The sequence below is a fragment of the Cellulophaga baltica genome, assembly GCF_900102165.1.
In the GTDB taxonomy this organism is placed as follows: Bacteria; Bacteroidota; Bacteroidia; order Flavobacteriales; family Flavobacteriaceae; genus Cellulophaga; species Cellulophaga baltica.
Genome location: NZ_FNBD01000011.1, coordinates 82,938 through 102,239, shown reverse-complemented (window position 1 = coordinate 102,239; position 19,302 = coordinate 82,938). Strand labels below are relative to the sequence as shown.

Sequence of the window (19,302 nt, the reverse complement as noted above, 5' to 3'; positions counted from 1 at the left end):
AATGGATAGAAGGAAAAGTATAAAATCGATTATTTTAGGTGGCGTAGCAGGTGGTTTAGCGCTCAATGGCTGTAAGCCCGAAAATGTTGAGCCAACAGGAGAAAATATAGCCTTAGCTGCAGAAAACCATTTTGGGAGAACTCCTGAGGAAAAAGAATTGATAGAAAAACTCAATGCAGAACAGTTTTTACACCCTCATGAATTGGCAACATTAAATGTTTTAGTAGCGTTAATTCTGCCCGCTAATGAAAGTTACGGTAGTGCTTTAGATGCTGGAGTGCCAGATTTCATTGAGTTTATGACGAAAGATTATCCTAAATTTCAAACCCCTATACGTGGTGGTTTAATGTGGTTAGATCATAAGAGTAATACAGATTTTAGTGTTGAATTTATTGCAGCTACGCCTGAACAGCAAAAAATAGTATTAGATGCTATTGCCTATCCCGATGTTGAGGTTCCTGAAAATGAAAGACCTTTAGAGGTTCAATTTTTCTCACTAATAAGAAATTTAACCTTGACGGGTTATTACACCTCAAAAATGGGAATTAAAGATTTGGGGTATGTCGGGAATTCTCCTAATGTGTGGGATGGCGTGCCTGAGGATATTTTGAAACAACATGGAATGGCCTATGAGGAAGAATGGCTAGCAAAATGTGTAGATCAAAGCAAGCGAAATACGAAAGCAGCATGGGATGAAAAAGGGAATTTATTAACCTAATATTTCGAGTGAATGACTTGCTTCCTGCTAGAGCGTTTTACAGTGAAATAACATGCTAAGTTTTGTGAAACAACTATATTTTAGACTTGAAAAAGGGATTTCTAAAAACTTTCTAGTAATTTACGCTCCAATTTTTGAATTATAGTGAAGTATGCAGTGGGTTAGAATTAGTTGTGTTATGGTCGTTTTTTTGTTCTTTGTATCGTGTAAAGACAAACCCAAAGAAGTGGTTCAGGATACGGTTAAAGTAGTGGAAAAAGAACTAGACACTATAAAAACGATACCGTCTAAAATTCCAGTATTACCTAAGTTAAAAAGCCTAGCAGGCTTAGCCGACACCACCTTCATTCGTTTAGCAGATTATAGTGCGGATTTTGTATATGACTTACGCTATGCAACAACCAATAATTTTCTAAAAGCTAAAGTTTATGATTGTGCGGAATGTTATACACGTGTAAGGACCGCTAAAGCATTACTTAAGGCAAACGCTGCCTTTATGGAGAAAGGCTATAAGATTAAGTTTTATGACTGTTATAGGCCTAATTCTGTGCAATACAAGATGTGGGAGATTGTGCCAAACCCGCAATATGTTGCAAATCCTGTAAAAGGCTCTATTCATAACAAAGGTGGAGCGGTAGATATTACCCTTGTTACCATGGAAGGAGCAGCAGTAGATATGGGAACAGATTTTGACTTTTTCGGAAAGAAAGCGTATCATGATAACTACAATTTGCCAGAAGAAATATTAACCCATCGAAAAGTGTTGAAAGAAACTATGGAGTCTTTTGGCTTTTGGTCTATTAGAACAGAGTGGTGGCATTATAATTTGAGTGCAGGGAGTAATGCCAAGATTGCTAATTTTAAATGGGACTGTGAGTCTTAATCAATTATAAATTATGACAAAGATTGTGATCGGTTGTTTTTTACTTTTTCTTGAAGTAGGATTGCTAACGGCTCAAGATACGATTCTTCCCATTTGGCCTAAGGAAATTCCGAATAGAATTGATACCGATGAAAGAGAGGTAAAAGAATATAGCGAAATTTTGCGGTATAGGTTAGTTCAAGAGCCTACAATACAAGTATTTTTACCAGCAAAAAGAAGTGCTAATGGTAAGGCGATGCTTATATTCCCTGGAGGCGGTTACCAGTTTCTAGCGTATGATTGGGAGGGTACAGATGTGGCAAAATTTTTAAATGCACAGGGTATTGCAGCTATTGTTGTAAAATCTAGATTACCTAATTCCAAATCTTTAATAGAAGCACATAATGTGCCTTTACAAGATGCGCAGCGGGCAATGCGCATGACGAGAGCAAACGCTACAACATGGAACATTAATCCTAATGAAATTGGAATTATTGGTTTTTCTGCAGGAGGACATTTAGCAGCTACTTTAGGAACCCATTTTAATGAAGGGGTGTATGCTAAGCAAGACAATATAGATGATGTTAGTGCTAGGCCAGATTTTATGGCATTAGTGTACCCGGTAATTACCATGAAAGAGAAAACACATCAAGGATCTAAAAATTCCCTTTTAGGAAAAAACCCATCGCAAGAACGGGTGGAATATTTTTCTAACGAAATGAAGGTGAGCGCCAATACGCCTCCTACATTTTTGATACATGCTACAGATGACACGGCTGTACCAGTTGAGAATAGTCTATTGTTTTATAATGCCTTAAGAGCAAATAAGGTGCTGGCGTCTCTTTTTATTTACCCTGATGGCGGACATGGATTTGGACTAGGACTTCATAATGAGTTTTTAAAAGAATGGCCTAATCAATTGCTGACGTGGATTGGTTCCTTGAAAACAAAGCAATAGTTTCTATGCTTTAGTGCAGTTAAGAACAATTAACGTATCATCTATAGCTGTAGTAAAGAATAAATATTGGTCACCACCATCCTTAATTTTAAATTTTTTACGAATAGACGCCACAGGCTCGGGGAAGTTGCGTGTCGTGATATTTGCTTTGGTAAATTTTTGCTTCTGGAGTTCTTTTTTTTGGTAGGGAAGCACAGCCGTAATCTTAAATATTCTTCCGGGAAAGTCTACTAGACGATCAGAAGTATAAAGGTGACTATGTTCATGTAATTTGTTGAGTTTAAAATGCGCTCCTACACTCTTAAAAGCACCAGATTTTAAAATAGCACTATTGGGTTCGTAAAGATAGGTTTGTGGTTGAGAGAAGCTAGAGCTAGTTTCTTTTTCTGTATGGAGGTTAAACTCAAATTTTTCAGTGGCGGTCTTTGAAAGATTGACGGTTTTGATGGTAATAGCTCCTGAGTAATTAAACTCTAAAATCCATAGTAATTCTTTTACATCATTTTGAAGTGCAACTACTTGAATTTCTTTTACAAACTTCAATTCACCTATTCCAATAGTAAAGTCTAAAAGGGGAGAAGTCTTGACTAAAATATGTTTAGATTTAGAAAAAAGCAGTGGTAAATTTTCAGGGACATTGGGTAGGCAATCGGCAAGGAAAAACACTTTTTCTTTAGCATCATTTCTTCGTGATGGGTCAATAAAAATCCAATCAAATAATTGCGCTGTTTTGGAGAGATATTCAAGTCCGTTTTCAGGAATGCAAGTAATGTTTTTTCTGCCTAAAATTTCAAAATTATGTGCTGCAATTTTAGATAGATTTTCGTTGAGTTCACAATGGTGAATTTTGGCTATTTTTTTACTAAAGAAATAGCTGTCTATTCCAAAGCCTCCTGTGAGGTCTATCAATGAATTTCCGTTCACTAAATTTATCTTATATTGGGCAGTAGTTTCCGAGGAGGTTTGCTCAATATTCAATTTGTTAGGATAGTAAATTTCAGGAGTATTAAACCAAGTAGGGAGCTTTTCTTTACACTTCTTTTTAGCTTCTAACTGTTCTGCAAGCTCTTTTTGAGTTACCGCTGTAAATTGTTGTTTTTTGAGCAATACTGACATGATGTCAGTATTCCAATTATTAGATATAAAATCTTGTACACCAGTATTTAATATATTTTTATTCAAAGTAATACTATAAATTATTGGTCAATGATTTTACAAACTTATTTTCTGATAAAAACTCTTTAAGAATCACCTTAATTACCGTGTATCCCGGTACGGCTACAATCATTCCTACGATACCGAATAATAATCCGGCGATAATGATAATTAAGAAAATTTCTAAGGGGTGAGATTTTACGCTATTAGAGAAAATAAAAGGCTGAGAAAAGAAATTATCAATGAGTTGACCTACGATCAAACCAATAATAACATAACCTGTTTTTGGAAGTATTATGGTGCTGAAATCGGCACCTAGATTGGTAGTCATGGTGAGTATGATCATGAGCACTCCTCCGATGATGGGACCAATGTATGGGATGATGTTAAATAGGGCACATAAAAATGCAATGACAATAGCATTTTCTATGCCTACTAGTAGCAGTGTTATGGTGTAAATTACAAAGAGAATGAACAACTGTAAAAGAAGTCCGACAAAGTATCTAGAAAGTAAATCATTAATCTTAAGAATAGAGTTTTTCATCTTTCCTTCCTTGCCTTTTGGCATAAACATTAAAAGGCCATTTTGTAAAAGATTGCTGTCTTTAAGAAAGAAGAAGGATATAAATAAAACAGAAAATAAACCAATACTAGCGGTGCTTAAAACATCTAAAAAGGTGTTTAAGAAATTCGGAATAAATCCTACATCTAAGCCTTCTAATATGTTTTTTTCTAAGTGAGATTCTTCCAATATCTTAGTGACCTTTTCAGGAGATGAGCTAAAGTATTGCGTAACTTGATTGTATAAATCATTGATATTTTCCTGTAATTGATCAATGTCTAAAAGAGATAAGTTTTTTCCTTGCTCTGTTAATAAGGGGATAAATAAAGCAATGATTCCCGATAGGAGCCCCACCATTAATAGCATGGTAATTATAACAGCTAAGGTATTGGGTGTTTTTAATTTATCACGTAAAAAAATTACAACAGGTCTGCCTATTAACGCTATGACTGCCGCAATACACAAATAGGCAATGACAGACTGTATCTGGTAAATGAAGTATAGGGTAAGCAATATAGCGGTAATGATACCGATGGCTCTTAAAATGCCTTTAGAAATAATTTTTGATGTCATTAATTAATTTTTGAAAACATATTGAATAATATTGGCGCCCATTTGTAATGCTTTTAAACGTACTTCTGGCGGATCATTGTGTAACTGAGGGTCTTCCCATCCATCACCTAAATCACTTTCAAATGTAAATAGAAGTATAAGCTTGTTTTCGTGAAAGATACCAAAAGCTTGAGGTCTTTTTCCGTCGTGTTCGTGAATTTTTGGTAATCCTTTAGGGAAACTATAAGTTTGTTTAAAGATGGGATGCTCGGCACTTAATTCTATTAATTCTTTATCAGGAAAAACTTTGGATAGTTCTTTTTTCAAATACGGTTCCATACCGTAGTTGTCGTCAATATGTAAAAAGCCTCCGCCTAATAAATAGGTTCTCAAATTATCGGCATCTTCTTGTGAGAAAAATACATTCCCATGTCCTGTCATATGTAGAAAAGGGTATTGGAATACCTCAGGGCTATTGGCTGATACTATTTCGGGCTTTTCTGTTAATGCGGTTCCTATATGGGTGTTGCAGAATTTGATTAGGTTGGGTAATGCGGTAGGGTTTGCATACCAATCTCCGCCGCCATTGTATTTTAAAATGGCAATTTCTTGTGCGTTCATTGTTAAAAAACTAATAAACACCGCTAAAAAGGTAAGTACTTTCATGTAAAATCGACATTCTGTATAGTTTCAAATTTAAAATATTATGAAGAATAAAGGGATATTTTTAGGATTACTTTTAATAAGTTTCGCGATAACCTCTTTTAAATCTGCGTTCAATACTAAAGAGTCTACTGTAAAATCATCAATAAATGAAAGTATAGTGGTGTTAGAATTGTATACTTCACAAGGATGTTCTAGTTGTCCTCCAGCAGATGTTTTATTGGATAAAGTGAAGAAGGCCTACAGTGAAGAGGTGATAGCGTTATCTTATCATGTAGATTATTGGAATTATATAGGTTGGAAAGACCCATTTAGTAAGGCGTTGTTTACAGAAAAACAAACGGCATATAATCATAAATTCAAAAACAAGAGCAATTATACCCCGCAAGTGGTGGTAAATGGAAAGACTCATTTTGTAGGCTCTAATTCATCAGAAATGTATGCTAATATCAATACGTTTAGAAAAGTAAAAGCAAGTAATGAGATAACTTTATCTATGGTGAAATTGGATGCAGCTACAGTAAATTTTGAGTATAAAATAACGGGTAATTTGTCTGATAAAAAATTACGGGCGGTCTTGGTTTTAGATCAGAGAAGTACGTAGGTTAAACGTGGTGAAAATAGAAATAGAACCCTAGTGAATAGCAATATCGTAGTTGCTGAAAAGTATGTAAACTTAAAAATGACTCACAGAGGTGTTCTTCAGGTCCCGGATATTGTAAAAGCAAACGATAAACTATCACTCATACTTATTGCGGAAAACAATGACTTTGATATAACTGGCGCTACTAAAGTTAGTATTTAGAGCTAATGGAAACTTAAATACTTGTTCTTAATTGACTAATTTCATGGTAGCACAAGCAAAAATGGCGGCTGTTTCTGTTCTAAGTCGGTTTTCTCCTAAAGAAACAGGTTTGTAGCCTAGTTTCAGCGCTAATGCTATTTCAGAGGCGCTAAAATCTCCTTCAGGGCCAATAAGTATCAATGCATTATTGCCTGGCGCTAAGCGTTCTTTTAAATCCGTTTTTTCAGTTTCTTCACAATGAGCTATATAGAATTCCTGCTCTTTGTTGTTATCAGGGTTGTTTTGTGCTATAAATGTTTTGGCGCTAATAGGTTCGTTTAATTTTGGTAGGTGATATTGCAACGATTGTTTCATGGCAGATTGTAGTACTTTTTCCATACGTTCTAATTTCAGAACTTTTCGTTCAGAATTGTCGCATATAATGGGAGTGATCTCTGCAATACCTATTTCTGTGGCTTTTTCTAAAAACCACTCATACCGATCATTCATTTTTGTAGGTGCAACCACGAGGTGTAATGCTGGTGTTGTCTTTTCATGAAAAGTTGCTTTAGTGATGCTAGCAGCACATTTTCGCATATCTGCACGTAAGATTTGAGCTTCAAATAGAAACCCTTTTCCGTTGGTAATATGGAGGATGTCACCTTCTGCTTTTCGAAGAACTTTTACAATGTGCTTGCTTTCTTCGGTAGGGAAGACAAACTCAGGAGAATTTTGATCAATATCAGGGTTGTAAAAAAGTTGCATTTTTTTGTGGTATTATACTTTGGTTAGCGCGTGCTCTAACCCAAGTTCGATGTAAAATTGTAATTCTTCTTCAGTTTCTATGCCTTTTGCGCCTACATAGATATATTCTTTGATAGGCTTTTTTGTAAAGTCCATGGGGCGTACGGCTTCTTTTTTCATGGTCTCATCCATTTTTGCTGAAATAACACGTACCATGAGGTCTTGTTTGATAACGCCAATCGCCATTTTTCCTTTATATAAAAAAACTATTCCGCCAAACATTCTTTTTTGAGTGATGGCTTCAGAAATATCTTTGGGAAAATAATGCAAAGATGCTTCAATACGCTTGGAAAGTTGCTCGTTATAGGCCATTAATTAGCAGACTCCGTAATTACATAGCGTGCCTTGGCACTAATATTCTGATTAGAGAACTTACTTTCTTTATATTTTAGGTACCCCACAATTCCAATCATTGCGGCATTATCGGTACAGTATTCAAATTTAGGAATAAACGTTTCCCATCCATACCGCTGCTCTGCATCAACTAAGGCTTTTCTAATGCCTGAATTTGCAGAAACGCCACCGCCAATTGCTATTCTTTTTACGCCAGTTTGTTTAACCGCTTTTTTAAGCTTAGACATTAGTATGTCTATGATAGTATATTGGATAGAGGCGCAAATATCATCTCTATTTTCTACTAAGAAATTAGGGTTCTCTTTAACCATTTTTTGACAGAAATAGAGGATGCTTGTTTTTAGTCCGCTAAAACTAAAATTGAGATCACCTACTTTCGGTTTTGGAAACGGAAAAGCTTTAGGGTTTCCTAATTGCGCATATTTGTCAATTAACGGCCCCCCTGGGTAAGGCAGGCCTAGTATTTTGGCAGATTTATCAAAGGCTTCGCCAACGGCATCGTCCAGGGTTTGCCCTAGTATTTCCATATCAAAATAATCGCGGACAAGTACAATTTGTGTATGCCCACCACTGATGGTCATGGCTAAAAAAGGAAACTCAGGCTTTCTGCTATTTTCTTCTTCAATAAAATGAGCTAAAATATGCGCTTGCATATGATTTACCTCTATTAAAGGTATGTTTAAACCTAAGGATAATGACTTAGCAAAAGAGGTTCCTACTAATAATGAACCCATAAGTCCAGGTCCGCGCGTAAAAGCTATGGCGGATAACTGTTTTTTATCGATATTTGCCTTAGCTAACGCTTGATGAACTACGGGAACTATGTTTTGTTGGTGTGCTCTTGACGCAAGTTCAGGGACAACACCGCCATATTCTTCATGAATTTTTTGGGTTGCTACGACGTTACTGAGTCTTTTGTTGTTGTGTAAAACGGCTGCAGATGTGTCATCACAAGAAGACTCTATAGCAAGTATATAAATTGTTTCGTTTTCCATGCAAATTGGAATAATAATTGGAGTGCAAAGATAAAACATAAAAGTCCTATCAAAAAACTGGGTAAAATAATAGTTCGCTTCCTGCTGGTAATATTAATTATCTGTGTTTTGACGACGCTTGTTTTTTCGCTCCCCATAGTGCAGACTTCTTTAGCGGCAAAGGTTACAAAGTCTATTAATGATACTTATAAGACAAACATTTCTTTAGATAAACTCAAAGTTTCTTTTATTACTTGGGATACCGATTTGAAAGGTGTGTATATTAAAGATTATCAGAAAGACACACTTTTTTACATCAAGAAGTTAAACACATCCATAGTAAGTATTAGAAATCTAATTAATGGAGATCTGGAGTTTGGAGCCATTACTGTAGATGAGCTTAATTTTAAATTAAAAACATATAAAGGAGAAACCACTTCTAATATAAATGTTTTTATAGCAAAGCTAGATGATGGAAAGCCTAGAGATCCAGGAACACCTCCATTCTTATTTACGGCAACGGAGGTATTTATAGAAAATAGCAAGTTTACCTTTACCGATGAAAATCTAGAAACTTACGAAGTATTAAAGTTTACAGATTTACAAATTGATGCCGAAAAATTGCAAATTTTAGGGCCAGAGGTCACTACGAATATTAGAGATTTATCATTTAAGAGTAAACGAGATTTGGAAGTAACGCATATGGCTACTTCATTTAAGTATACAAAGGAGCAAATGACGTTTGATTCGCTCGAGATAAAATCTAAAGAATCAGATGTGAAAGGAAACTTGATAATGGACTATGGTCCAGGAGATTTCTTGGACTTCGTTAATAAAGTGAAATTTACGGCAGACTTTGTAGACTCCAAACTCTCGTTTAACGAAATAAACCATTTGTATAATGAATTTGGAAGAAATAAAGAAGCCTATTTCTCTTCGCATTTTAGTGGTGTTTTAAATGACTTGACTTTAGATGACTTATTTCTAACTTCAGACAACACGGGGGTGCGTGGCGATTTTAATTTCAAAAATTTATTTAAGAGTGATAATCCATTTGTAATGGAAGCTCAGATAAAGAATATATCTAGTAGTTATTTTCAACTGAGAAGTTTAATGCCTAGACTTTTAGGAGAAAATATACCACCATCATTTGAACGTCTAGGAGAATTTACTATTCGTGGGCAAGCAACAGTAACAGAGAATACTATAAATTCAAAAGTTAACCTAAATACCGCTATTGGGAGTAGTTATTCAGATTTAGAGATGATCGGTATTCAGGATATAGACAATGCTTCCTATAAAGGTTTCTTCTCATTGATAGATTTTGATTTAGGGTATTTTGTGGGTAGTGAAGATTTGGGGAACGCAACCTTTGATTTAAATGTGGAAGGGGAAGGGTTTATCAAAGAAACCTTGAATACAGAAGTCATTGGGGATGTGTATTCCATCAATTTTAATAATTACAATTATCAAAATTTAAAAGTATCCGGAATTTTAAAGGAACAGCTTTTTGACGGTTTATTGGTTTCTAAGGATGAAAATATGAAGTTTACCTTTAAAGGGTTGGCAGATTTTTCTGATGCGCAAAATAACTTCAACTTTATAGCGGATGTGGAATATGCCGATTTCCGAAAGCTAAACTTTATAAAAGATAGCGTTTCTATATTTAAGGGTAATGTAAATATGGATATCGTGGGTAATACCCTAGATAACATCGTTGGAGATATAAAATTCTCTAGAACCAGTTATCAAAATAAAAATGACACCTATTATTTTGATGACTTTAAAGTGTCTTCTCGTTTTGAAGAAAATCAGGTGCGGTATATTGATATAAACTCTCCAGATATCATCACAGGATACATGAAGGGTAAGTTTAAGGTGGCAGAGCTAGGTAAATTGGCAGCCAATTCTGTAGGAAGTATTTATACTAACTATAAACCTTTTGAAATTTCAGAAGGCCAAGAACTAGCCTTTAATTTCAAGATTTATAATAAGATTGTAGAAGTATTTCTGCCAGAAGTCGCTTTTGGTACCAATACGTTTATAAAAGGGGATATTATTGCGGATAAGGGTGACTTTAAATTGAATTTTAAGTCGCCTAGTATTAAAGCTTTTGGGAATACGTTAGATAGCTTAGATATAAAGATTGATAATAAAAATCCGCTTTTTAATACCTTCGTTTCTGTAGCAGATTTGTCTACCGGTTATTACGATGTAAAAGATTTTAACCTGATTAATACTACCTTAAAAGATACTTTGTTCTTTAGGACCGAATTTAAGGGGGGTAAAGATTTTAGCGATAAATTTAATTTAAACTTCTACCATACTTTTAATGATCAACGTAAGTCTGTTATTGGTTTAAAAACATCCGATGTAAGTTTTAAAGGGAATAAATGGATGCTGAATAAAGAGGGCGATTCTCATAACAAGGTTATTTTAAACAGTACATTGGATAGCATTACAATTGAAGAAATTGTGATGAATAATGAAAATGATGAGCAAATACGGTTAAGAGGTCAGATTGCGGACTCTACATATAAAGATTTACAGCTAGAGTTTAAGATAGTATCCTTAGATAAGATTACACCTAGAATAGATAGCTTACGATTAGATGGTAAGGTAGATGGAACTTTGCATATACGTCAAAAAAATAAGGTCTACAGACCAACTTCTAGTTTAGATATTACAGATTTTTCTGTGAATGATATTCACTTAGGAAATCTTATGATGGATGCTATTGGAAATAAAAATTTAACCAAGATAACGCTAAACACGCGTCTTACAGATAAAGGGGTCGATCGTTTAGATGTAAATGGTAGTTTAGATATTAGTGGTAAAAATACGATAGCAGATTTGATGGCTACGTTTAATGATTTTAATCTAGAACCGTTTGCTCCTTTGGGAGAGCCTATTCTTTCTAATATTCGAGGGTATGTTTCTGGTAATGCAAGAATAGAGGGTAGGGTAGATAATCCTGATATTTCAGGAGTATTAAACCTTTCAAATGCCGGATTAGGTATTCCATATTTGAATGTAGATTATGATTTTGGCTTTAATTCGCAAGTGGTATTATCAGACCAAACATTCGATTTTCAGAATATTCAACTTACCGATGTATTGCATAAAACAAAGGCTTCTTTGAACGGAGTTATTAATCATAACTTTTTTAGAGATTGGGATTTAGATCTTAATGTGGATACGAATAACAAAAGGTTCTTAATCTTAAATACTAGTTTTGATGAAGAGCAATTGTATTATGGTACAGGATATTTAAATGGGAAAGGACGTATCTACGGACCAACCACTGCGTTGACTATAAATGTAGAAGGAGAAACGGCAAAAGGCACATCTTTAAAAATTCCAATTAGTGATGTAGCTAGTGTCGGAGATTATTCCTTTATAAACTTTATCAGCAAAAATAAAGTAGAAGAAAAAGAAACGGGACGTAATGAAAAGAAATACGAGGGATTAGAACTGACCTTTGATTTAGATATTACACCAGATGCAGAAGTAGAAATTATTGTTGATCAGAAAACAGGAAGTAGTTTAAAAGGTACTGGTGCAGGGTTAGTCCAGATAGAACTGAATACTAGAGATAAGTTTATCATGAACGGAGATTTCGTTGTGGTTACAGGAGAATATAGGTTTAAATTAGGTGGGGTTATAGATAAAACATTTAAAGTAGTGCCTGGGGGTACTATAAATTGGGAAGGAGACCCCTTGGATGCGCAACTAAAAATGCAGGCGGTTTATTCTTTAAACGCAAATCCTGCGCCGCTATTGGATAATTCTGATTACACCAAAAGAATAGCCACCAATGTAATCATTAGTTTATCAGAGTCTTTAGAACACCCAACTATTGATTATGAAATAGATTTTCCATCAGCGAGTTCTGTGATAAAATCAGAGTTAGCTTATAAGTTGCAAGATCCAACGGTAACGGCTAATAATGCCTTCTTCCTGTTGGCACAAGGTACATTTGTTAATGAGGCTAATGGTAGTTTTAATCAACAAGCATTGACGGGGAATTTATTGCAATCTGCTTCTGGGATTTTAAATTCTGTGATTGATAATAATGATGACAATCTAGATATTGGGTTCTCTTATGAGCAGGGGAGTAGTGGTAGTTCTAGTTATCAAACCGAGAATAAAGCAATTTTTAATTTTGCGACTACCTTAAGTGAAAAGTGGTTGTTAAGTGGTAGTGTGGGGATTCCTGTAGGTGGTGGTGACGGACTAACGAATTCTAATGTTGGGGGCGATTTTGAGTTGCAGTACTTATTTAATGAAGATGGTTCTTTAAAAGGGAAAGTCTTTAATAGAGAGACCGCCGATGAGCAATTAATAGGAGACACGCAAGGATATACCCAAGGAGTGGGATTATCTTATCAAGTAGATTTTAATTCTTTTAAGGAGCTAAAAAGTAAACTATTTGTTCGAAAACCTAAAAAGCAAAAGACAATAGCTTCAGATTCTATCCGTACAGAAATGGCAAAGGACAGCCTCATGCGCTTTAAGCCTAAGGCAAAATCGTAAGATTATTCTTAAGAATTTGATGCGCCTAATGTTCGATTTCCTTTTTTTATGTAACTCTTTGTTACGAAAACGTTATAGCTTGTAACTATTATAAATAAAGGGTTTTATAGCTTATTTAAATCCGAAAAGTTTCCTAAATTTGTTACTTATAGAAGTAAATGACAGTGGAGATAAAAAAAATAGGTGTATTTACATCTGGGGGAGATTCACCCGGAATGAACGCAGCAATAAGGTCTGTTGTGCGTACTTGTGCATATATGAAAATAGATTGCATGGGAATTTACCGTGGCTACCAAGGTATGATTGAAGGCGACTTCAAGCCTATGGATGCGCGAAGTGTAAATAACATTATAAATAAAGGAGGTACCATTTTAAAGTCTGCTCGTTCTATGGAGTTTCAGACTAAAGAAGGTAGGAAAAAAGCTTACGACCAATTGCAAGCCGCAGGGATTGATGGTTTAGTGGTTATCGGAGGTGATGGTAGTTTTACAGGAGCATTAATATTTCATAAAGAATACAATGTGCCAATTATTGGTATCCCTGGAACTATTGATAATGATATTTTTGGCACGACCTATACACTAGGTTTTGATACCGCCTTAAATACAGTGGTAGAAGTAATTGATAAAATTAGAGATACTGCTAGTTCTCACAACCGTTTATTTTTTGTTGAAGTAATGGGCCGCGATGTGGGGCATATTGCTTTAAATGCAGGAGTAGGTGCCGGAGCAGAGGAAATTCTTATACCAGAAGAAAATTTAGGATTAGAGCGCTTGTTAGAATCTTTAAAGCGAAGTAAAGCTTCAGGGAAATCTTCAAGTATTGTTGTTGTTGCTGAAGGGGATAAAACAGGGAAGAATGTTTTTGAACTAAAAGAATATGTAGAGGAGCATTTGCCAATTTATGATTGTCGTGTTTCTGTATTAGGGCATATGCAAAGAGGAGGCTCACCTTCTTGTTTTGATAGAGTATTGGCAAGTAGAATGGGTGTTAGAGCTGTAGAGGCGCTTCTTGAAGGGAAATCTAGCTTAATGGTAGGTATTCAAGATAACAAGATAACGCTTACGCCAATTAGTAAAGCAATAAAAGGTCATACAAAAATAGATAAGGAACTTATGCGAGTTTCAGATATCATGACCGTATAATTTAGAAACAAATAATAATAACAAATAAATTTAAAATGTCAAATTTAAAAATAGGAATTAACGGATTCGGTAGAATAGGTAGATTAGTATTTAGAACTAGTGTTGCCAAAGAGGGTGTGGATGTTGTTGCAATTAATGATTTGTTAGATGTAGAGCACTTAGCATACTTATTAAAGTACGATTCTGTTCACGGTAAGTTTGATGGTACTGTTGAAGTTAAAGATGGTCACTTAGTAGTAAACGGAAAAACTGTTCGTATTACTGCAGAAAGAGAGCCTAAAAATATTAAGTGGGATGCTGTTGGTGCAGAAATTGTAGCAGAGTGTACAGGTATTTTTACTACCTTAGAAACTGCTCAATACCATATTGATGGTGGTGCTAAGAAAGTAGTTATATCTGCTCCTTCTAAAGATGCTCCAATGTTCGTAATGGGCGTTAATCATAAAGATGCTAAGGCATCTGATACTATTGTTTCTAATGCATCTTGTACTACAAACTGTTTAGCACCTTTAGCGAAAGTTTTAAATGACAACTTCGGTATTGAAGAAGCTTTAATGACTACAGTACATGCAACTACTGCAACGCAAATGACAGTTGATGGTCCTTCTAGAAAAGACTGGAGAGGTGGTCGTAGCGCAATGTTAAACATTATTCCAGCTTCTACTGGTGCTGCTGTTGCAGTAACTAAAGTAATTCCTTCTTTAAAAGGAAAACTTACAGGTATGGCTTTTAGAGTGCCAACTGCAGATGTTTCTGTTGTAGATTTAACGGTTCGTTTAGAAAAAGAAACTTCTTACGAAGAAATTAAAAAAGTTTTCAAAGCAGCTTCAGAAGGTGACCTAAAAGGTATTTTAGGATATACGGAAGAAGCAGTAGTTTCTCAAGATTTTATTGGTGATGCTAGAACAAGTATTTTTGATGCAGGTGCAGGAATTGAGTTAAACTCTAAATTCTTCAAATTGGTATCATGGTATGATAACGAAGCAGGTTTTTCTAACAAAATGTTAGATTTAGTTCAGCACGTTTCAAAATTATAATTTTTAATCTTAATAAATCCTGATGGTAGTCTAAGATTACTTTCAGGATTTTTTTTACTACTCATACCCAACACATATGATATTAATTGTAGATAGTGGCGCAACAAAATCTGATTGGATTGCTTTAACTGAAAAAGGAGAAAGACTTTTTTTGACGCAGACCTTAGGCTTAAGTCCAGAAGTATTAACAAGACCTGTTATAGAAGATAGGTTGGCTAATAATTTTGAACTTTCTAAAAATAGAGAAGATGTTTCTGCTTTATATTTTTACGGAGCCGGTTGTGGAACGGATAGAATGCAAGATTTCTTAAAAGAAATTTTCAAAGTATTCTTTCCTAACGCTATAGCTGAAGTGCGTGAAGACACTTATGCAGCAGTGTATGCTACTACAGCAATAGGAGATCAAAGTATTGTGTGTATTTTGGGAACAGGTTCTAATTGTAGTTATTATGATGGTGAGAAATTATACCAAAAAGTAACTTCGTTAGGATATATTCCTATGGATGATGGTAGTGGTAATTTTTTCGGTAGAAAACTAATCCGAGATTATTATTTCAACAAAATACCAAAAGAGTTGGCAGAGAAATTTGCAAGTGAGTATAATTTGGAGGCAGATGTGATTAAAGAAAATCTTTATAAGCAGCCTAATCCAAATACGTACCTGGCTACTTTTGCGCGTTTTATTGTAGAGAATAAAGAGCACCCTTACTGCAAAGGAGTTATTGAAAAAGGATTTCAACAATTTATAAATAATTACATCATGCAGTTTGATCTGGCAACTAAAGTGCCTGTATCGTTTGTGGGGAGTATTGCGTATTATTTACGTGATGAGCTTAGAAAAGCATTAGAACGTAATGATTTAATTGTAGGTCAGATTTTGCAAAAACCTATTGATGGTTTAGTAAAGTTTCACCAAAAAAGTATCTAATAAACTTCTTTAGTTATTAGTATAAAAAAAGCATCTAAGAACTAAGTTCTTAGATGCTTTTTTTTTATAGTAGTTGCTGATGATTATAGCATAGCAATCATTGAAATTTCTACATTTACAAACTTTGGAAGGTTAGCAACTTCTACAGTTTCTCTAGCTGGAGCAGTCTCTGCATCAAAATAAGTAGCATATACTTCATTTATTTGAGCAAACTGATTCATGTCTTTAATAAAGATAGATGATTTAATGACGTTTTCAAATGTCATCCCAGCCTCTTCAAGAATCGCTTTAAGATTCTCCATAGATTGCTTTGTTTCTTCTTTAATATCTCCTTCTATCAAATTTCCAGTCTTAGGATCTATAGGAATTTGTCCGGAAATATATAACATGTTTCCGGCTAAAACAGCTTGGTTGTAAGGCCCAATTGGGGCAGGAGCATTAGGAGTATTTATTATTTTTTTCATTGTGTATGCTATTAGTTACTTCTTCTACTTTGTTTATCCCATTTAAGATCTTGTAAGATAGAACTAGAGATCCCGATAAAGAAATCCCAGCGCTCATACGTTCCAAACGGAGTCCAGTTAAATCTAAGATTAAAACTACCTAACTCTCTTTGAAAACGTAGTTGTGTAATAGAGAATCCTTTGTTTACAAAATCGTAACCAGAAGAAGCTCCAACTTTCCACTTAGGAGTTAATTCAATATTTCCTGAAAACATTAAACTGTGGCTGTTAATGCTATTTTGTCTATTAGGGTTTGTATATCCAACGGTATAGGCTAAACGAAGATCCCAAGGAATTGCGTTAGAATAAAATTTAGTTTCGCGCTCTTCTTCCTCTTCGTCTCCAGGTCTTCTGTTGTTGCTAAAATCTGCATCTCCAAATAAATCATCTGTTCTACCTCCACTAGCTGCAGCATAATCATATTTGTTCTCGTCCTCTTTGCCTTTGTCTTTATCGTCTTTCTGAAAATCTTTACTAGAAAGACTGTAGCTCATGTTTGCTCTAGCGGTTGTTAGTCTAAATAGGCTACCGCCATTTGCTTTATTAAATGTGTTAATTCTTGTTCCGTTGTTGTCTATAGCGTAGGGGTCTAATGTACCTGCGAAATTTATAGACATTTTGCTATTCAAGATAGCCGTACCTCCACTAACACTAATTGGACTTAATTTTAACGAATCTGCATTAAAATTATAGCTTGTTGAGAAATTTAAATTCTTAAGGATATCAACTTTTTTTGGTTCTAAATCGGTAGAATCTTTAGATCGTACTTTGGCTTCCAAGGTATTGGCAAGCGAGAAACTAACCGAGTTAGATTTACTTAGGCTGGGGACTCCGTATAAGGTTCCGTTAAAACGAGTATATTGAGTGATATCACCATTGGTATCTGTTCTTGGTGCGCCATCAGAATCATACAGGTCGTCATAGTATTGATCAAAAGCGGGCGTGTAACCATAACTTATACTAGGACGCATGACATGGCGTATGGCTTGTATTTTTTTGTCTTCTCCAAAATTAAAAGTACCATATACGGTAGTTCCTATACTTGTAGATAAATTGTAGCTATTAAATCTATCAAAACCTTGTATCGTATCTCTTACAATAGCATTCTCATCATTATCATAAGTTTGATTGTAGGTTTGTAAAGACCACACATCTTCATAAGTACCTCCCATAGTAACACTTAAGTATTTCGCTATTTTAAAGTTAGTACTAATCGGTAGGTTGTGTTTTGCTCCAATTCGTGCATCATCAAACATTTTTCCTGTTAGGAAATCATCATCATTGGTAGAAATCCTGTTTTGAGCATTTATATCGTATTGAAAATTTATATTTTGAAAGGCTCCTTTTTTAATCCCGTCTCTTTTGGCAAAAGGGTAGATACGTTCCATACTTGCTTGAAGGGTAGGTAAGGTAATGTCTATATTATCTCCTTCTATAGTGGTGCTTGTTAACTGACTATGAGAGGCTGTTAAACTCATGTTTACAGATGGGTATTCTGGAAAAGTTTTTGAGTAAGATATAGATGAGTTTAAAGTGTTATTTTGTGTATTAGCAATATCTTGCAGACGTAATGAGTTTTGGTAGTATTGGCTACTACCTAAGTTTACAGAAGCTGAAAAGGTAGAATTAGGATTAGATTTCTGATCTTGAGAATGGTTCCATTGAATATTGTAACTCGTAGATCTGCTATAGTCATCAAAACCTTTTTGACTATTAATGATGTTTTGGTATTGTAAATTAAATCCGCCTCTATACTTGTAACGTTTTACATATACCGACCTGGAATTAAGACCGTAACTACCATTGGTATATAAATCTCCGGTAACTTCTAAATCGGCATAATCGCTTAAAGGCAAATAATACCCACCACCTTGTATAAAATAGCCACGATCATCAACGCTACCAAAAGTAGGGAAAATTAATCCTCCAGTTCTACCGGTACTCATAGGGAAATAAGCAAAAGGTAATGCAATGGGAGTAGGGACATCTGCAATATACATGTTACTGAAGCCAGCGATAACCTTCTTTTTAGGGACAAATTTCGCTTTATTTATTAAGATGTAGTAATCCGGATTTATCGTATCTTTTGAGGTGGTTAATTTTCCTTTGCTTAGAAAGTAAACCGAATCGTTTTCTTTTTTTGTAATCTCTGCGTAAACTTTCATGGAGTCACTACCAAGTGAGCCCAAGCCTGCTTGTTGTTCTGTTCTCGAATTCCAAATTAATGCCTTTTGGGTATCAAAATTAAAACGGATAGAATCAGGGATCACCACATTATCACCTTGTTTAAAATAGGGTGTCTGCGAGTAGTTACCTAAAGAATCTTTAATCCTTCCGGCGTAAACCTCATTCTTAATATAATCCATGATAATAATGCCGGCTTTAAGTTCTGTATCTTGATAAAGAATCTCAGCTTCATTGTACAAATAGATTTTTTGATCCTTCTGACTAAGTTTTACGTAATCTTTGGCTTTATATTTGATCTTATCTAAAAGTAAGGTTTCTTTTTTCGATATAGAATCTGCAGGAATTGAATCTGTTTGAATGCTATCTTTAATGGCAATTGCCGAAAAATCTGTAGTTGCGGTAATCTTAACAGAATCAGAAATGCGCTGAGTTGGCAAGGTAATTACTTTTCCTTCTTGGCCAAACAGACCAGAAATACCGCTGAATAGCAGTAAAATTAAAAGTAGATGTTGTTTGTTTGATTGCAAGGCTATAAATCCTATTTTTGTAATAGTTTGTCTTGTCATTGTTAACTAAAGAA

At 34.9% G+C, this 19,302-nt stretch carries 17 protein-coding genes; 9 read left to right on the top strand and 8 right to left on the bottom strand.

All coding sequences use genetic code 11. From position 1 onward, the window contains the following. The first annotated feature begins 1 nt into the window (after position 1). The 3 genes from BLQ19_RS16910 (at position 2) to BLQ19_RS16900 (ending at position 2,538) form a co-directional block, all read left to right on the top strand. On the top strand, positions 2 to 718 hold the full coding sequence (locus BLQ19_RS16910; RefSeq protein WP_074539119.1) for a gluconate 2-dehydrogenase subunit 3 family protein: 717 nt from the start codon (positions 2 to 4) through the stop codon (positions 716 to 718). Between the two features lie 178 nt (positions 719 to 896). Beyond that, positions 897 to 1,601, top strand: coding sequence for a M15 family metallopeptidase (locus BLQ19_RS16905; RefSeq protein WP_139150273.1), 705 nt, complete (start codon positions 897 to 899; stop codon positions 1,599 to 1,601). A 13-nt stretch (positions 1,602 to 1,614) separates the two neighbouring features. After that, the gene (locus tag BLQ19_RS16900; RefSeq protein WP_025614757.1) at positions 1,615 to 2,538 is read left to right on the top strand and encodes an alpha/beta hydrolase; all 924 of its coding nucleotides are present in this window, start codon (positions 1,615 to 1,617) and stop codon (positions 2,536 to 2,538) included. A 3-nt stretch (positions 2,539 to 2,541) separates the two neighbouring features. Here the strand turns inward: BLQ19_RS16900 and BLQ19_RS16895 are convergent, their stop codons facing one another. Genes BLQ19_RS16895 through BLQ19_RS16885 form a run of 3 tightly spaced genes read right to left on the bottom strand, consistent with a single transcriptional unit; the run spans position 2,542 to position 5,473 of the window. Next, on the bottom strand, positions 2,542 to 3,720 hold the full coding sequence (locus BLQ19_RS16895; RefSeq protein WP_074539117.1) for a THUMP-like domain-containing protein: 1,179 nt from the start codon (positions 3,718 to 3,720) through the stop codon (positions 2,542 to 2,544). A gap of 7 nt (positions 3,721 to 3,727) precedes the next feature. After that, entirely contained in the window at positions 3,728 to 4,828 is a 1,101-nt protein-coding gene (locus tag BLQ19_RS16890; RefSeq protein ID WP_074539116.1) for an AI-2E family transporter, read from the bottom strand. A 3-nt stretch (positions 4,829 to 4,831) separates the two neighbouring features. Beyond that, positions 4,832 to 5,473, bottom strand: a complete 642-nt coding sequence (locus BLQ19_RS16885) for a DUF4159 domain-containing protein (RefSeq protein WP_074539115.1) — start codon at positions 5,471 to 5,473, stop codon at positions 4,832 to 4,834. Positions 5,474 to 5,513: 40 nt separating this feature from the next. Between BLQ19_RS16885 and BLQ19_RS16880 the strand changes: the two genes are divergently transcribed. Further along, positions 5,514 to 6,074: a DUF1223 domain-containing protein gene (locus tag BLQ19_RS16880; protein WP_074539114.1), complete on the top strand. Its 561-nt coding sequence runs from the start codon at positions 5,514 to 5,516 to the stop codon at positions 6,072 to 6,074. A 33-nt stretch (positions 6,075 to 6,107) separates the two neighbouring features. Beyond that, complete coding sequence (locus tag BLQ19_RS21355) at positions 6,108 to 6,275, top strand: hypothetical protein (RefSeq protein ID WP_175444445.1); 168 nt, start codon at positions 6,108 to 6,110, stop codon at positions 6,273 to 6,275. A gap of 27 nt (positions 6,276 to 6,302) precedes the next feature. Here BLQ19_RS21355 and BLQ19_RS16875 read toward each other — a convergent pair whose 3' ends face one another. From BLQ19_RS16875 to tsaD, 3 genes are read right to left on the bottom strand one after another with little or no spacing between them, the layout of a single operon-like run. Beyond that, a complete protein-coding gene (locus BLQ19_RS16875) occupies positions 6,303 to 7,019 on the bottom strand; it encodes a 16S rRNA (uracil(1498)-N(3))-methyltransferase (protein WP_024480275.1) in 717 nt (238 codons plus the stop codon). 12 nt (positions 7,020 to 7,031) lie between these two features. Next, positions 7,032 to 7,370, bottom strand: coding sequence for a TfoX/Sxy family protein (locus tag BLQ19_RS16870; protein WP_024480276.1), 339 nt, complete (start codon positions 7,368 to 7,370; stop codon positions 7,032 to 7,034). Then, on the bottom strand, positions 7,370 to 8,407 hold the full coding sequence (gene tsaD, locus BLQ19_RS16865) for a tRNA (adenosine(37)-N6)-threonylcarbamoyltransferase complex transferase subunit TsaD (protein WP_024480277.1): 1,038 nt from the start codon (positions 8,405 to 8,407) through the stop codon (positions 7,370 to 7,372). The genes BLQ19_RS16870 and tsaD overlap by 1 nt, the downstream gene beginning before the upstream one ends. Before the next feature lie 108 nt (positions 8,408 to 8,515). Here tsaD and BLQ19_RS16860 point away from each other — a divergent pair, with 108 nt between their 5' ends. From BLQ19_RS16860 to BLQ19_RS16845, 4 genes are all read left to right on the top strand, one after another. Continuing rightward, the gene (locus BLQ19_RS16860) at positions 8,516 to 12,922 is read left to right on the top strand and encodes a translocation/assembly module TamB domain-containing protein (RefSeq protein ID WP_074539113.1); all 4,407 of its coding nucleotides are present in this window, start codon (positions 8,516 to 8,518) and stop codon (positions 12,920 to 12,922) included. 158 nt (positions 12,923 to 13,080) lie between these two features. After that, positions 13,081 to 14,067, top strand: coding sequence for a 6-phosphofructokinase (gene pfkA, locus BLQ19_RS16855; RefSeq protein ID WP_024480279.1), 987 nt, complete (start codon positions 13,081 to 13,083; stop codon positions 14,065 to 14,067). 35 nt (positions 14,068 to 14,102) lie between these two features. Then, complete coding sequence (gene gap / locus BLQ19_RS16850) at positions 14,103 to 15,104, top strand: type I glyceraldehyde-3-phosphate dehydrogenase (protein WP_024480280.1); 1,002 nt, start codon at positions 14,103 to 14,105, stop codon at positions 15,102 to 15,104. Positions 15,105 to 15,180: 76 nt separating this feature from the next. Continuing rightward, positions 15,181 to 16,032, top strand: coding sequence for an N-acetylglucosamine kinase (locus BLQ19_RS16845; protein WP_025614765.1), 852 nt, complete (start codon positions 15,181 to 15,183; stop codon positions 16,030 to 16,032). 83 nt (positions 16,033 to 16,115) lie between these two features. On the opposite strand, the gene BLQ19_RS16840 is transcribed toward BLQ19_RS16845, so the two are convergent. After that, positions 16,116 to 16,496 (bottom strand): RidA family protein, encoded by a 381-nt coding sequence (locus tag BLQ19_RS16840; protein ID WP_025614766.1) that lies wholly within the window; start codon positions 16,494 to 16,496, stop codon positions 16,116 to 16,118. Positions 16,497 to 16,507: 11 nt separating this feature from the next. Continuing rightward, positions 16,508 to 19,288 carry a putative LPS assembly protein LptD gene (locus BLQ19_RS16835; protein ID WP_074539112.1) on the bottom strand — a complete coding sequence of 927 codons (2,781 nt, stop codon included), beginning with the start codon at positions 19,286 to 19,288 and terminating at the stop codon, positions 16,508 to 16,510. Positions 19,289 to 19,302 lie beyond the last annotated feature (14 nt).

Bases quoted from the DNA above. Each gene is read 5' to 3' on its own strand.
- BLQ19_RS16870 (WP_024480276.1), bottom strand. From the start codon at position 7,370: ATGGCCTATAACGAGCAACTTTCCAAGCGTATTGAAGCATCTTTGCAT.
- pfkA (WP_024480279.1), top strand. From the start codon at position 13,081: ATGACAGTGGAGATAAAAAAAATAGGTGTATTTACATCTGGGGGAGAT.
- BLQ19_RS16875 (WP_024480275.1), bottom strand. From the start codon at position 7,019: ATGCAACTTTTTTACAACCCTGATATTGATCAAAATTCTCCTGAGTTT.
- tsaD (WP_024480277.1), bottom strand. From the start codon at position 8,407: ATGGAAAACGAAACAATTTATATACTTGCTATAGAGTCTTCTTGTGAT.
- BLQ19_RS16910 (WP_074539119.1), top strand. From the start codon at position 2: ATGGATAGAAGGAAAAGTATAAAATCGATTATTTTAGGTGGCGTAGCA.
- BLQ19_RS16840 (WP_025614766.1), bottom strand. From the start codon at position 16,496: ATGAAAAAAATAATAAATACTCCTAATGCTCCTGCCCCAATTGGGCCT.
- gap (WP_024480280.1), top strand. From the start codon at position 14,103: ATGTCAAATTTAAAAATAGGAATTAACGGATTCGGTAGAATAGGTAGA.
- BLQ19_RS16835 (WP_074539112.1), bottom strand. From the start codon at position 19,288: ATGACAAGACAAACTATTACAAAAATAGGATTTATAGCCTTGCAATCA.
- BLQ19_RS16845 (WP_025614765.1), top strand. From the start codon at position 15,181: ATGATATTAATTGTAGATAGTGGCGCAACAAAATCTGATTGGATTGCT.
- BLQ19_RS16900 (WP_025614757.1), top strand. From the start codon at position 1,615: ATGACAAAGATTGTGATCGGTTGTTTTTTACTTTTTCTTGAAGTAGGA.
- BLQ19_RS16905 (WP_139150273.1), top strand. From the start codon at position 897: ATGGTCGTTTTTTTGTTCTTTGTATCGTGTAAAGACAAACCCAAAGAA.
- BLQ19_RS16885 (WP_074539115.1), bottom strand. From the start codon at position 5,473: ATGAAAGTACTTACCTTTTTAGCGGTGTTTATTAGTTTTTTAACAATG.
- BLQ19_RS16880 (WP_074539114.1), top strand. From the start codon at position 5,514: ATGAAGAATAAAGGGATATTTTTAGGATTACTTTTAATAAGTTTCGCG.
- BLQ19_RS16890 (WP_074539116.1), bottom strand. From the start codon at position 4,828: ATGACATCAAAAATTATTTCTAAAGGCATTTTAAGAGCCATCGGTATC.